The sequence below is a fragment of the Brevibacillus sp. AG162 genome (assembly GCF_006715575.1).
Lineage (GTDB): Bacteria > Bacillota > Bacilli > Brevibacillales > Brevibacillaceae > Brevibacillus > Brevibacillus brevis.
In genome coordinates this window covers 326,262-339,899 of record NZ_VFNO01000006.1, presented here as the reverse complement: position 1 = coordinate 339,899, position 13,638 = coordinate 326,262, and the positions used below count along the sequence as shown (strand labels likewise).

The 13,638-nt window shown below is 48.5% G+C and carries 8 protein-coding genes, 15 tRNA genes and 2 riboswitches; of the genes, 22 read left to right on the top strand and 1 reads right to left on the bottom strand.

The annotated features are described in order from the left end of the window. The first annotated feature begins 15 nt into the window (after positions 1-15). The 19 genes from FB479_RS20215 to guaA all read left to right on the top strand — a co-directional run bounded on the left by FB479_RS20215 (position 16) and on the right by guaA (position 7,971). Positions 16-91 (top strand) — tRNA-Asn (locus tag FB479_RS20215). A 7-nt stretch (positions 92-98) separates the two neighbouring features. Beyond that, a tRNA-Ser gene (locus FB479_RS20210) sits at positions 99-189 on the top strand. A 24-nt stretch (positions 190-213) separates the two neighbouring features. Next, positions 214-290, top strand: a tRNA-Met gene (locus FB479_RS20205). An 8-nt stretch (positions 291-298) separates the two neighbouring features. Further along, positions 299-383: transfer RNA gene (locus FB479_RS20200), tRNA-Leu, on the top strand. 13 nt (positions 384-396) lie between these two features. Beyond that, positions 397-470, top strand: a tRNA-Glu gene (locus FB479_RS20195). Between the two features lie 33 nt (positions 471-503). Beyond that, positions 504-579: transfer RNA gene (locus FB479_RS20190), tRNA-Val, on the top strand. 78 nt (positions 580-657) lie between these two features. Continuing rightward, positions 658-734, top strand: a tRNA-Met gene (locus FB479_RS20185). A 5-nt stretch (positions 735-739) separates the two neighbouring features. Then, positions 740-816 (top strand) — tRNA-Asp (locus tag FB479_RS20180). Positions 817-851: 35 nt separating this feature from the next. Continuing rightward, positions 852-927 (top strand) — tRNA-Phe (locus tag FB479_RS20175). Between the two features lie 18 nt (positions 928-945). After that, positions 946-1,021 (top strand) — tRNA-Thr (locus tag FB479_RS20170). Between the two features lie 4 nt (positions 1,022-1,025). Next, a tRNA-Gln gene (locus FB479_RS20165) sits at positions 1,026-1,100 on the top strand. Between the two features lie 5 nt (positions 1,101-1,105). Beyond that, positions 1,106-1,181: transfer RNA gene (locus FB479_RS20160), tRNA-Lys, on the top strand. 67 nt (positions 1,182-1,248) lie between these two features. Beyond that, positions 1,249-1,330: transfer RNA gene (locus tag FB479_RS20155), tRNA-Leu, on the top strand. Between the two features lie 51 nt (positions 1,331-1,381). Next, positions 1,382-1,457 (top strand) — tRNA-Gly (locus tag FB479_RS20150). Between the two features lie 7 nt (positions 1,458-1,464). After that, positions 1,465-1,541, top strand: a tRNA-Arg gene (locus FB479_RS20145). A 196-nt stretch (positions 1,542-1,737) separates the two neighbouring features. Continuing rightward, a complete protein-coding gene (locus FB479_RS20140) occupies positions 1,738-2,691 on the top strand; it encodes an AAA family ATPase (protein ID WP_142066483.1) in 954 nt (317 codons plus the stop codon). 14 nt (positions 2,692-2,705) lie between these two features. Next, positions 2,706-3,911 carry a DUF58 domain-containing protein gene (locus FB479_RS20135; protein WP_142066482.1) on the top strand — a complete coding sequence of 402 codons (1,206 nt, stop codon included), beginning with the start codon at positions 2,706-2,708 and terminating at the stop codon, positions 3,909-3,911. A 4-nt stretch (positions 3,912-3,915) separates the two neighbouring features. Further along, positions 3,916-6,150, top strand: coding sequence for a transglutaminase TgpA family protein (locus tag FB479_RS20130; RefSeq protein WP_185746393.1), 2,235 nt, complete (start codon positions 3,916-3,918; stop codon positions 6,148-6,150). Between the two features lie 20 nt (positions 6,151-6,170). Beyond that, a riboswitch (purine riboswitch) is annotated at positions 6,171-6,273 on the top strand. 159 nt (positions 6,274-6,432) lie between these two features. Beyond that, on the top strand, positions 6,433-7,971 hold the full coding sequence (gene guaA, locus FB479_RS20125) for a glutamine-hydrolyzing GMP synthase (RefSeq protein WP_106652555.1): 1,539 nt from the start codon (positions 6,433-6,435) through the stop codon (positions 7,969-7,971). Between the two features lie 68 nt (positions 7,972-8,039). Here the strand turns inward: guaA and FB479_RS20120 are convergent, their stop codons facing one another. Then, on the bottom strand, positions 8,040-8,525 hold the full coding sequence (locus FB479_RS20120; protein WP_106652414.1) for an NTF2 fold immunity protein: 486 nt from the start codon (positions 8,523-8,525) through the stop codon (positions 8,040-8,042). 273 nt (positions 8,526-8,798) lie between these two features. After that, positions 8,799-8,900: riboswitch (purine riboswitch) on the top strand. Positions 8,901-9,095: 195 nt separating this feature from the next. On the opposite strand from FB479_RS20120, the gene FB479_RS20115 reads away from it, so the two are divergent. From FB479_RS20115 to FB479_RS20105, 3 genes are all read left to right on the top strand, one after another. Beyond that, positions 9,096-10,472, top strand: a complete 1,377-nt coding sequence (locus FB479_RS20115; RefSeq protein ID WP_106652415.1) for an NCS2 family permease — start codon at positions 9,096-9,098, stop codon at positions 10,470-10,472. Between the two features lie 293 nt (positions 10,473-10,765). Beyond that, a complete protein-coding gene (locus tag FB479_RS20110; protein ID WP_142066480.1) occupies positions 10,766-12,067 on the top strand; it encodes a histidine--tRNA ligase in 1,302 nt (433 codons plus the stop codon). Positions 12,068-12,126: 59 nt separating this feature from the next. Next, positions 12,127-13,623 (top strand): M1 family metallopeptidase, encoded by a 1,497-nt coding sequence (locus FB479_RS20105; protein WP_142066479.1) that lies wholly within the window; start codon positions 12,127-12,129, stop codon positions 13,621-13,623. Positions 13,624-13,638: the final 15 nt, after the last annotated feature.

Here is a 13,638-nt window from a genome sequence, read left to right as displayed (position 1 = left end):
TAAATCCTTCAACGTTCCTCGGTAGCTCAGTTGGTAGAGCAATCGGCTGTTAACCGATCGGTCGGCGGTTCGAGTCCGTCCCGAGGAGCCATATATACGGAGAGTTACCCAAGAGGCCGAAGGGGACGGTTTGCTAAACCGTTAGTATGCGCAAGCGTAGCGAGGGTTCGAATCCCTCACTCTCCGCCATATGTTTTAATCTCATAGCTTCATGGCGGTGTAGCTCAGCTGGTTAGAGCGTTCGGTTCATACCCGAAAGGTCGGGGGTTCGATTCCCTCCGCCGCTACCATATTAGTTGCGGTCGTGGTGGAATTGGCAGACACACCATCTTGAGGGGGTGGCGGGGCGACCCGTGCGAGTTCGAGTCTCGCCGACCGCACCATACTTCATATCTTGGCCCGTTGGTGAAGCGGTTTAACACAGCAGCCTTTCACGCTGTCATTCAGGGGTTCGAATCCCCTACGGGTCACCTAGCAAAATGCCCTGCAATAGCAGGGATCCTGGAGGCTTAGCTCAGCTGGGAGAGCATCTGCCTTACAAGCAGAGGGTCGGCGGTTCGATCCCGTCAGCCTCCACCACTTATATTAATGGACAAGGAAGGTCAGCTAAAAGCGCCACGTCCTGTGGCAACACTGACACTTAGTCGTCCTGACTATCGCGGGATGGAGCAGCTCGGTAGCTCGTCGGGCTCATAACCCGAAGGTCGCAGGTTCAAATCCTGCTCCCGCAACCAAATATGGAGCTGTGGTGAAGTTGGAGTTCACGCCGGTCTGTCACACCGGAGGTCGCGGGTTCGAGTCCCGTCAGCTCCGCCATTTTCTCGAATGAATGGCGAAGATCAATCATAAATGGCTCGGTAGCTCAGTCGGTAGAGCAGAGGACTGAAAATCCTCGTGTCGGCGGTTCGATTCCGTCCCGAGCCACCACTAATTAAATTCAACAGCGCCGGTATAGCTCAATTGGTAGAGCACCTGACTTGTAATCAGGGGGTTGTGGGTTCAAGTCCTATTGCCGGCACCACCATTGGGGTATAGCCAAGCGGTAAGGCAACGGACTTTGACTCCGTCATTCCTAGGTTCAAATCCTAGTACCCCAGCCATTTGCGAGCCATTAGCTCAGTTGGTAGAGCATCTGACTTTTAATCAGAGGGTCGAAGGTTCGAGTCCTTCATGGCTCACCAGTTTTTTAGCTGAACAAGCAAAGCTGCGTGATAGTAACAGTAATGCCTTTTCTGTTCTAAGTAAAATGCGGGTGTGGCGGAATGGCAGACGCACCAGATTTAGGTTCTGGCGGGCAACCGTGGGGGTTCAAGTCCCTTCACCCGCACCATACTATGACAGAAAGCTTTGCCCTCAGTACAAACCTCATAAGATGTAACATGCGGACGTAGCTCAATTGGTAGAGCGTCGCCTTGCCAAGGCGAAGGTCGAGGGTTCGAGACCCTTCGTCCGCTCCATTTATTTGTGCCCTTAGCTCAGCTGGATAGAGCGTTTGACTACGAATCAAAAGGTCGGGAGTTCGAATCTCTCAGGGCACGCCATATTTCATATGAAACCGAAGAGTAGGAATAGATCCTACTCTTTTTTTTATAATGACTGGTGTGTTTTTGCAAATTTTAAGCATTTTTCCCTTGTATCTCCTATTTGCATCCATTACTTTAGAATTACGCTGAAAGCATGGAGGAACAGCTGTTACAAACCTGCGGAAGAATATCATGGAACAGGAGTTGTATCAACATGAACCCTATCAAATTGGAACAAGTAAATCCTGCAATAGCCAGTTTAATCGATAATATAGAAAAAGTATTAATTGGTAAACGCTCTGTGATTGAGCTGATGGTAGCGGCTGTTCTAGCGAATGGTCACGTTTTGCTCGAAGATGTACCAGGCGTTGGGAAGACCATGATGGTACGGGCATTGTCCAAATCAATCAGTGGTGATTTTAAACGGATTCAATTTACCCCAGATTTGTTGCCAACGGATGTGACAGGGGTTGCTATCTTTAATCAAAAAAGTCTGGAGTTTGAGTTCCGTCAAGGGCCGATTTTTGCAAATGTCATTCTTGCAGACGAAATCAACCGGACATCGCCAAAAACACAATCTGCACTCTTGGAAGCCATGGAAGAGCGCTCGGTAACAATCGATGGTGCTACGTATCGATTGGCAGAGCCGTTTTTTGTGATGGCTACGCAAAACCCATTAGAGTATGAAGGAACCTTTCCATTACCTGAAGCTCAATTGGACCGATTTTTCATGCAATTAAGCTTGGGGTATCCAACAGTAGAGGAAGAAATGCGGATGCTGTCCAGATTCTCGGCAGCGAATCCATTGGAAGAGCTTCAGCCGGTTATGACCACCGCTGAGCTTGCGGAACTTCAACGCCAGGTATCGACGATCAAGGTATCGGAAGGAATAAAAGAATACATCGTGCGTCTATGTCATCGTACGCGTGAGCATCATCATATTTATCTAGGCGTGAGCCCGCGAGGTTCCCTTGCTCTTTATCGGGCTGTTCAGGCATTGGCATTTGTTCGTGGACGTGATTATGTCATTCCAGATGATGTGAAGGAACTCGTTCCAGCAGTGTTTGCACACCGTATGATTGTGAAACCAGAAGCAAGACTGGAAGGAGCAACCGTAGATCGGGTGTTAGCTATGATCTTGTCTGAGACCCGTGTCCCGGTAAGCTAAGGCGGTGATTGCGGATGAGACAGCAAAGGTGGGGTAAGCTCAAGGCGATTGCATTAGTCCTGATCACTTATGTATTCGCAAAATTTCAAGGTGGCTTCTCAAGCTGGTTTCTTTTCTATAGTGGTTTGGTGTTTCTTCTGTATGAAATTGTCGCTTATGTACTCATGTTCACGAAGCTAGAAGTCGAGCGTGAACTAGATCGCAATCGTCTGCAGGATGGGGAAGATGTGATTGTAACGATACGCCTGCGCCGGAGAATTTGGTTTCCGCTGGGATGGAATATGATTATGGAGCCATTGCCGGCGAGACTGGCTGGTGTGTATGAGCCGCATCGACAACTGATATTCCCGTGGTTCAAAAGGGAAGTCGAGTTTCGGTATGTCATACCCAATGTACCGAGGGGGTACTATCGACTCGATGAATGTGTAGTAAGTGGCGGTGATTTTTTTGGATTTTTTGAGCGCCGCAAGGTTTATTCGATTTCTCAGGAGTTTCTCGTTTATCCAAAATATAAAGAATTGACCCATTGGGCCCTGGGTGACGGGAGCTTCAGTGGGACGGTGCATGTTTCTCATCGACGCTCTGACGACGTAGCAGCAGTACGCGGCGTAAGAGACTATCATCGGGGTGATCGGTTGAGCCAAATTCATTGGCGAGCTTCTGCACGGGGGATGGGTCTGAAGACGAAGGAGTTTGAGCATCAAGCGATGAATCAGGCTGTCTTTTTCCTTGATGTAGAGAAGGCGAGCTACCAAGGGAAGCCTGTTCACTTGTTTGAAACAGCAGTGAAGCTAGCCGCGAGCCTGATCGCTTACGCAAATCGGAACCAATATCATTATGGGCTCGTGTACAAGCAAGCAGAACGAATATCGATACCACCAGGTCTGTCCCATGCACATTTCCTTAGAGTTTTTGATCAATTAGCTCGTGTCGCACCAGAAGGACAAGAGTCATTTGCAAGAATTGTGGGAAGAGAAGCATTGGAGCAGCCTCAAGGTGTTACTTTGATTATTATTACACCGCATGTAGAAAAAACGTTGATCAGTCGTTTAGTCACACTCGCTCAAAAAGGCAGACGGGTGCAATTGTTTCTCATGCAGAACGAGTCAACGATTTCGCATGAACAAAAACAAGCGTTGCAGCTGCTTGGCGCAAACAAAGTAACATGTACGTCTATTCACATGGATGATCAAGAGTGGAAACGGATTGGAGGTGCATAGACTCATGAGCGTTTGGAAGCGTCCAACGATTTGGGAATGGGTCTTGGCCCTTTTTCTGTTCCTGATGTTAAGAGAGTGGCTGATTCCTCTACAGACATTAACCGATACGGGCGTTCTGTGGCCGTTTTATGCGCTTGTGGCTGGAGTCATCATCATTGACCTGTTGATCCCTTATCGGTGGCTAACCTTGCCGATCAAGGCTGTGGGGCTATTAGTGCTTTTGCATGCTACTTTATTTGACAAACCGTTTTTTGACACGGAATGGATTGGCGAATTGTACGGGCAGATGATTCACGATCTTCCGTTAGCGTTTCAACAGGATTGGGCCAGCATGTCGATCTTGTCGCGGAATACCATGTTTGATCTCGTCTTGGTGCTGTTAGCGACGATGTTAACGTATCTGGTGCTGGAACAACGACAAGGCTTATGGTTTGTCTTTTTGACGGAATTGTATTTGGCTGTGTTGGATACGTTTCTCCCATATGATGCCAGTGCAGGGGTTGTACGGACGCTTATCATTGGTTTCCTGATGCTGGCCATTAGCCATCTGATGAAGATGACGAACATGGCAACATTGGCAGGGAAGAGAAGCCGAATCATGCTCAATTCACTGCTAGCTTCGGTGATGGTCATTATGGCCTGTATAGGCATCGGTTATGCTGCACCGAAGACAGGACCGTCATGGCCTGATCCGATCGCCTATTTCACAGGGAAAGGAAATGATACCCCTGTTGGTGTGATGAAAAAAGTAGGATACGACAACAACGACGAACGGTTGGGCGGTCCTTTCATGCAAGATAACACACTCGTGTTTATTGCAAAGACGAACGAGCGCAGCTATTGGCGCGGTGACTCGAAGGACGTGTATACGGGAGTTGGCTGGGAAAAAGGCGATAGAGAGTACGAGTCAATCCTGGACCCGCAAACCTATACATGGGAGAATACGTTGTTCCAAGGGCTTGAAACGAAGAAGGTACAAGCTACATTGGAATTTAAAGGCCCACAGCAATTCCCGACTGTCTTTTATCAAGGTCAGCTGAAAAAGGTGAGCAACTACGCTCCACCAGAGGCAACCGTCGTATATGACAAAATGAATCAGCAACTCGAAGTACGGGCGGGAAAAATCAACTTGGTTCAGCTGAGTGAGAAAAACGGTCGGCCAGAGTACGGCCCCAATCCGCTTTTGCTCAAACTGAATCAATACAAGGTCGAGACAGAAGTACCGATTGTCAGTGAAAAGGCTGTGACGAATGCGGGGACGAACTATCCGGATGATATCCAAGAGCGCTATTTGCAAGTGCCAGCCTCGGTGCCTCCGCGAGTAAGAGAGCTCGCTGCCACGATTACAAAGGATGCGAAGACTCCTTATGACAAAGTGAGAGCGATCGAGAATTACTTGCGCTCAAGTGGAAAATATAAGTATGAAACGAAAGACGTTCCAGTCGCTGCAGAAGGTCAGGACTTTGTCGATCACTTCTTGTTTGACAGCCTTCGAGGGTACTGTGACCATTTCTCCACTTCGATGGCCGTTATGCTTCGTACCCTGGATATCCCGACACGTTGGGTCAAAGGCTTCGCACCTGGTGAACGAGTGGGAACGGATGCGCTTAACTACGAGACTGTAGAAGTGCGCAACAAGGATGCTCACTCGTGGGTAGAGGTATACTTCCCGGGGGTTGGTTGGGTTCCTTTTGAAGCGACGAGTACATTCATGTCACCTGTTCGTTTTCAGTATGATCTGGTCACCTCACAGCCGGAGATCCCCGTTCCGTTGCCAAACATGGCGAATCAAACGGACATCGATCGTGGGGATGGACGCTTCAATGAGCTGGAAGAGGGAGACAGGCCAGCAGGCAGTTGGATTAAAATTCCGTGGCAAGTCAACGCGGTATTGGCAGTAGTCGCTGTGGCGGCAGGAATTATCGCATGGCGTCGCAGACAAGACATCCAGCTATGGTGGATGCGCAGGCAACTGAATCAAGAGCGAAGCAGTGAGTTCCCGGATCGGTACCACATGCTGATGCGGATGATGGAGCGAGTCTACACGCGCAGACAGCCAGGAGAAACGTTGCGGGAGTACGTGGGCAGGATGACCCTGCCGGCAGACAAGCGACAAGACCTGCGCTATTTGACGGAGCTGTACGAACGTACCGTGTATGGCTACAAACAAATGGAACAAAAGGCGAGAACAATAGCAGAGCAAATACTCGAACGGTTAATCCGTCAATTGAAGCCTTGAACAATGCCGTTCCATCTGCTAGAATGACGATCAATGAGACTCGTATAATGATCAGGAATAGGGCCTGAAAGTTTCTACCGCTAGACCGTAAATTTGGCGACTACGAGGAGAGCACATCGGATTTTTGTACATGCAAACCGCACATGTGTACACAAGCTGGGACGTTGCCTCCGTATTGTTTATCGGAGAAAAGCAGTCCCGGCTTTTTTGCAAATATGCGACAACTTCGCATGGCATGCCGACACTTGCACGTCCTGTATGTTACAGGAGAAGGGGGATATGATGGACAAGTCAATGGAAATGGTCGTCGTACTCGATTTCGGAGGCCAGTACAATCAGTTGATCGCGCGCCGTGTACGCGATCTGGGTGTTTATAGTGAACTCATTGCGTTCAATACACCTGTTGAAAAGATTAAAGAGATGAATCCAAAAGGGATTATTTTCTCTGGCGGACCTGCTAGCGTGTACGAAGAGGGAGCACCAACTGTAGACCCTGCAATTTTTGACCTGGGCTTGCCTGTATTGGGTATTTGCTACGGCATGCAGTTGATGAGCCATTTGACGGGCGGAAAAGTAGAACGCGCGGGTAAACGCGAGTACGGAAAAGCTGAATTGCGTATGCAGCAAAAACACAGCTTGTACGACAAATGGGATACGAACGAAATCGTGTGGATGAGCCACTCTGACAAAGTAGTGGAGCTCCCAACCGGATTTGTTATTGATGCGGTAAGCGACAGCTGCCCGGTAGCTGCGATCAGCAACCCTGAGCGCCAGCTGTACGGCGTACAGTTCCATCCAGAAGTAGTTCATACCCAAAAAGGTACTGAGTTCATCGGAAACTTCCTGTTCAACATTTGTGGATGTGAAGCGACTTGGAGCATGACGACGTTCATCGAGGATGAGCTGGTTCGCATTCGTGAAACAGTCGGCAACAAGCAAGTACTGTGTGCGTTGAGCGGCGGTGTGGATTCTTCCGTAGTAGCAGCGCTGATTCACAAGGCGATTGGCGATCAATTGACGTGCATGTTCGTTGACCACGGTCTTCTGCGCCAAGGGGAAGCAGAAGGGGTAATGGAGACATTCGCTGAGAAATTCTCCATGAAAGTGATCAAGATCGATGCTCGCGAGCGTTTCATGAGCAAGCTCAAAGGTGTATCTGACCCAGAGCAAAAGCGCAAAATCATCGGTAACGAGTTCATTTACGTATTCGATGAAGAAGCAGCCAAGCTGACAGATATGGACTTCCTGGCACAAGGTACGCTGTACACCGATATCGTGGAGAGTGGAACAGCAACTGCACAAACGATCAAATCGCACCACAACGTAGGCGGTTTGCCAGAAGACATGAAGTTCACGTTGATTGAACCATTGAAAACATTGTTCAAAGACGAAGTACGCAAACTGGGTACAGAGCTGGGCTTGCCAGATGAAATTGTTTGGCGTCAGCCATTCCCAGGACCGGGCCTCGGCATTCGTGTTTTGGGTGAAGTTACGGAAGAAAAACTGAAGATCGTTCGTGAATCTGATGCGATCTTGCGTGAGGAAATTGCCAAGGCAGGTCTCGATCGGGAAATCTGGCAGTACTTCACGGCTTTGCCAAACATGACGACCGTAGGTGTAATGGGAGATGTTCGTACGTATTCTTACACAGTAGGGATTCGTGCGGTAACGTCCATTGATGGTATGACCGCTGACTGGGCGCGCATTCCGTGGGACGTATTGGAGAAAATCTCTGTGCGTATCGTGAATGAAGTAGACAATGTAAACCGCATTGTGTATGATGTAACGTCCAAACCACCAGCAACCATTGAGTGGGAATAGGAGCAAAAAATGACTCTCTTTTATTTGCGTGATTTGCGAATAAAAGAGAGTTTTTTTATGACCAAGAATTATCTCGTTCCATACATCATGAGAAGCTTGCCATTTTCTTTTGCAAGAGCAATATAAATGACTCCGCCTAGCCATCCCGGAGGAAGCGTTCCTTCGATAATCCAAGCTTCTGCAATAGGGTTATAGCTGATAGCGAAGGGAGATTCCTCCAAAAACTGAGAATAGTGCTCCGCTAAATAGGAGAAGATTGCCGTTGCAACTGCATGTTCATCTGCAAGCTCGCCAAAAGCCATTTCATCTCCAAACCGATCTTGCTGGAGAAGAGTGTCGCGATCTGCGAAATAGAGTTCAAACCTCCCAAATAATTTCTCATCATACAAATCACGTTCTACAAAGCCATATTCGATGAACTTTTCCTTTTGATGAACGTTGCGTTTGCTCTTTTTCTTATCATCGACCCGTACGGTGATTTGATTGACTCGAAGCCGGTCACGTTCTCGTTCCTGCTCCGCTATTATTTGTTCCCAAGCATCCATAAAGTTCATTTTGGATCACCCTAAAAGAGATTGTTGAGGAATCTATGAACTTCCATCCATTTCCTCCATCTAGTTATGAATTATAACACAGGCTTTCTTTCATACAGTGCAAAGAGCGAACCATGCCATTCCAAGAGCTTACTCATAGAGGGAGAGTTCAAATGCAAACTCTCAGATAAAAGGACAGAGATAGATAATATCCGGATATTAAACTCTTTCCAAAAATGAACGTTCGTATTTTCGTTGACATTCCCTAAGTCACCTGATACACTTCTCAATGTGAGTAGGTAATATAGGAAGGTTCGTATATTCTTGAGAATATGGCTCGAGAGTTTCTACATGGTCGCCGTTAACGACCTGGCTACGAACAAAATGTCATCGGGATCTGATTTTGTTATTATATTTGGAATTATTCCCGGAGTGTTTTGTTTGAAGGCCAGGCGCATGATAAGAGCGTCCGGGCCTTTTTTTGTGAAAAACGTCTCGACGTTTTTCATTAAATAAGATGTGACCGTTTACGGTCGGCAAAAAACAGTTAGACTGTTTTTGGCAACAAGATTAGTATGGGGGGACTTATAGGTGCGGAACTATTTCGAGTTTGACAAGCTAGGCACCAATTACCGTCGCGAAATCATCGCGGGTATCACTACTTTTTTGGCAATGGCATATATCTTGGCTGTCAATCCATTCATTCTCAGTGGTGCTGATCTGCCGCCAGATTTGAAAGCGAACTATCCTGAATTTGGGGCTGTCTTTACCGCAACGGCTTTGGCTGCTGCTCTCGGTACACTGTTAATGGGTATTCTCGGACGTTTGCCGATCGGACAAGCTCCGGGGATGGGATTGAACGCATTTTTCACTTATACCGTCGTTCTGACGATGCAAATTCCTTGGCAACAGGCTTTGGCTGGCGTATTCCTTTCTTGTACGATCTTTTTGATTCTGTCCCTGACTGGTGTTCGTGAAGCGATCATCAAAGCGATTCCACAAAGCTTAAAGTACGCAGTTTCGGCAGGGATTGGTCTTTTTATCGCGTTTATCGGTTTGAAAAACGCGGGTATCATCGTAGCAAATGATGCCACCTTCGTAGCACTGGGACATCTGACCTTCTATCACGAGGGCATGAAGCCGGAAGAAATTTTGGCAGCGAAAAATGCATTGCTCGCTGTGTTTGGTCTGATCGTGACGGTAATTCTGCTTTCTCGCAAATTCAATGCGGGTATCTTTATCGGAATGTTGATTACGGCGATTACCGGGATGATTTTCGGACTGGTGAATCTGCCTGAGCAAGTCGTTTCTGCACCACCGAGCCTTGCTCCTACATTCGGTGCTGCGTTCCAATATCTCGGTGATCCATCTGCTTTGTTCACTGTGAACATGTTGATCGTTGTGTTGACGTTCTTGTTTGTAGACTTTTTCGATGCGACGGGTACGCTCTTGGGTGTAGCAAACCAAGCTGGATTGCTCCGCGAAGACGGCAACTTGCCACGTCCAGGAAAAGCACTCGCTTCCGATGCGATTGCAGGTATGGCAGGTGCGGTACTCGGTACATCTACCACTACAGCTTATGTTGAGTCGACAGCAGGGGTAGCGGCAGGTGGACGTTCCGGATTTACGGCAGTTGTTACAGGGATCATGTTCCTTCTGGCGTTGTTCTTCTCGCCGATTCTCGCAATTGTGACACCAGCGGTTACAGCACCAGCGCTCATTATCGTCGGTGTTCTGATGGCATCTCACATTGCAAAAGTGGCTTGGGATGACCTGGATGAAGCGTTCCCTGCCTTCCTTACGATTTTGTTGATGCCATTGACTTACAGTATTGCAACAGGGATTGCGACGGGCTTCATCGTTTATCCGGTGATGAAGGTAATGAAGGGCAAGGCTCGCGAAGTACATCCGGCGATGTATGTGCTGTTCTTCGTCTTCCTGGCGTACTTCATCTGGTTGCGCGAATAGAATTTTTTGGGAATCAAGCTCTTCGTCTACTGGACGGGGAGTTTTTTTTGCGCTATGATAGGAAAAATCTTTTTCACGGAAGGATGGACCGATGAAAATGACAGGTCTAAACATGTTCCAAGGGCAGCATCACCACACGTAGAGCGTTTGTATCTCCGGAAATTTTTCCGCAGGTGCAAGCGCTTCTTGTGCTTCGTGCCTGCGGTGGTGTATTTAGGAAGCCATGCGGGCAGGAAGTTGCCTTGCATGGCTTTTTTGGTTTTCTTCATCTGAAAAAAGAAAGGGTGTTACTCATGGAAAACGAAGTATTAAAAACGGTAAAAGGCACAAAAGATTTCATGCCGCAGGAGCAAATGCAACGAAACTGGATACGCCGGACGCTCGAAGCTGTATTTGAGACATACGGCTGCAAACCGTTGGAGACACCTATGCTGCAGCACTACGAATTGCTGGCATCCAAGTACGGCGGCGGGGATGAAATCTTGAAGGAAGTGTATCGCTTGAGCGATCAAGGAGATAGAGAGCTTGGGCTGCGCTATGATTTGACCGTACCGTTAACGAAGGTAGTGGGCATGAATCCGGAGATGCGGATGCCGTTCAAGCGGTATGAGATCGGAAAAGTATTTCGGGACGGTCCAGTAAAAACCGGACGATTGCGTGAATTTATTCAATGCGATGTCGATATCGTGGGAACGACATCGGTGCTGGCTGAAGCAGAATTGCTCAGTATGGCGTTTGAGGCATTCAAGCGGCTGGGGCTCGACGTGTACATTGAGGTCAACAACCGCAAGCTGTTGTCTGGGGTGCTTCAGGAGCTGGGAGTTCCCGGTGAGAGGGCCGGGGATGTCATGCTGTCGCTGGATAAGCTCGAGAAAATCGGCGTGGACGGAGTGCGTGATGACTTGCGGGAGCGAAACGTCGAGGAGCCACTCGTTTTGGCGATAACGTCTTTTCTGCAAGAAGGTGTGATTACCCTGGATCTGTTGGCAGAGCGCTTTACATCCCAGCTAGTTCAGGAAGGGATTCGGGAGCTGCGCGATATGCTTGCCTATGTAAAAGGAGCGGGTGTGGCTGGGGAGCTTCGTTTTTCGCCGTTTTTGGCAAGAGGCTTAGGGATCTACACGGGGATTGTGTATGAGATCTTTTTGCAGGATGGAAGTATTACGTCCAGTATCGGCAGTGGGGGACGTTATGATCAGATTATCGGTCGGCTTTTGGATGATGGAAGAGAGTATCCCGCTGTAGGGATTTCGTTTGGGTTGGATGTCATTCTTGCCGCGTTGGCAAATCGCAACACACAAGAGCAGAAAGCTGCCGATGTCCTCGTCATTCCTCTCGGGACAGAAGCACTCAGTCTTGGTCTGGCCAATCGATTGCGTGAGTGCGGCATCCGAGTCGAGCTGGAGCTGACAGGTAGACGACTGAAAAAAGCACTCGATTATGCAAACAAAGAAGGCTTTGCCTTTGCCTTGATCTATGGGGAAAACGAAGTGAACAGTGGGCAGGTCGTCGTCCGAGATATGCGAGAGGGAACAGAACAGCCGCTTCCTTTAGAGTTGATTGAAAAGTGGCTGTCCGACAAGCTATCAGGGTAAAGAGGAAAGATAGTCTTTTTCTTCCATTTTTTGTACAGTAGAGAAAAGGGGGAGATGGCGTGAAGAAATGGGTCTCAATGGTCGGTTGTAGCTTATTGTTTTTGACGTGGATGTTGCCTGTAAATGCTGAGGAGGGTAATGCGCTTACGCGTAAACCACTCTATCAGGCTGATGTGCGAATTGATCCAATCAAGAAAGAAGTAGCAGGAACCGTAACGATTACCTTTTGGCCAAAAGACCCTGCTCGTGCCTATCTCCATCTTTACCCGAATGTATTTACTGAAGAGCATCAAGGCATGCTATGGGAGGAACTTTTAGGCAATGGCCCTATGCTTGGCACATACACTAATAAAAAGCTCTTGGTCGATGGTGTCACTGTCGTCGGCAAAAAGACGAAGGACCTGAACATACTCGAAGTGCCTTTAGAAGGAGAGCCGGGCCCACGAAAGATTGTGATGGAGTTCGAGATGACTCTTCCGCAAAACGACGGCAGGATGTCCTACGATGACCAATCGATTTGGCTGGGGAACTGGCTCCCGGTTCTTGCGGTGTACGACAAGGAAGGTTGGCATCTCGATCCGTACGAGCCTGTCGGTGATCCATTTTACAGTGAGAACGCAGATTATGAGGTGAACGTGACGCTGCCAACAGACTATCAACTGGCGAGCACAGCGTCAGACAGGACTGCGAAGCAGGTTTCTGCTCGTGAGGGAGAAAAGACGATACAGCTCGGCGCAGAAAACGTGAGGGATTTTGCCCTTGTCGTTATGGATGCCTCCTATCAACGAATAGAAACGAAGGTGGGCGAAACAGTCGTTCGAACATGGTGGCGGAAAACAGATGATCCGGCAACTGCTGAGCAGATTCATGAAGCAGCAGCGAAGTCTCTCGCCTATTTTCATCATCAATTGGGTGCCTATCCATATCCCGAATACGATGTGGTAAGGACTGGTGGCGCGATTAACGGGATGGAGTATCCGGCATTAGTCTTTCTCGACGGACGTCATTTCTTTTCCGGGGAAGAAACAGGTATCGTCACGGTTGTCCATGAGACGGCACACCAGTGGTTTTACGGCTTGCTCGGAAATAATCAGGTAAAGGAAGCATGGCTGGATGAGGGATTCACGGAGTACGTGACACTCTCGTATTTATCTCAGCAAGACCCGCTGATGGGAGCAGAACGAGTGCGCAGACGGCTGGAGCAAGGCACCTCTGTTCAGTATTACGTGGCAGAGGAACAGCGTCCTTGGCAAGCGTTGTCTGCATTTCCTGATAATCAGAGCTATAGCGATCTTGTTTATTCCCGTCCGTCCTCGATGCTGTGGCTATTGCAGGGAGCGTGGGGGGAAGAAAGGGTACATGATGTTTTGAAGCAGTACGTCGAGAAATACCGTTATCAGGTTGTGACTGGAAAGGAATGGGAAGCTTTTCTATCTGAGATGGCAGGAGAAGATGCGAGTGCTTTCTTGGATTATTGGTTGAGAGTAGACATGTCCCAGCAGGAACAGGCAGCAGCTTGGCTGGAGCGCCAACGTCTCAAGCATCAGAAGAAGTAATTGAAGGCAGGGGAT

What these genes read in the sequence shown, in the direction of transcription:
- FB479_RS20140 (WP_142066483.1), top strand. Translation starts at nt 1,738, where the DNA reads ATGAACCCTATCAAATTGGAACAAGTAAATCCTGCAATAGCCAGTTTA.
- FB479_RS20135 (WP_142066482.1), top strand. Translation starts at nt 2,706, where the DNA reads ATGAGACAGCAAAGGTGGGGTAAGCTCAAGGCGATTGCATTAGTCCTG.
- FB479_RS20130 (WP_185746393.1), top strand. Translation starts at nt 3,916, where the DNA reads ATGAGCGTTTGGAAGCGTCCAACGATTTGGGAATGGGTCTTGGCCCTT.
- guaA (WP_106652555.1), top strand. Translation starts at nt 6,433, where the DNA reads ATGGACAAGTCAATGGAAATGGTCGTCGTACTCGATTTCGGAGGCCAG.
- FB479_RS20120 (WP_106652414.1), bottom strand. Translation starts at nt 8,525, where the DNA reads ATGAACTTTATGGATGCTTGGGAACAAATAATAGCGGAGCAGGAACGA.
- FB479_RS20110 (WP_142066480.1), top strand. Translation starts at nt 10,766, where the DNA reads ATGGAAAACGAAGTATTAAAAACGGTAAAAGGCACAAAAGATTTCATG.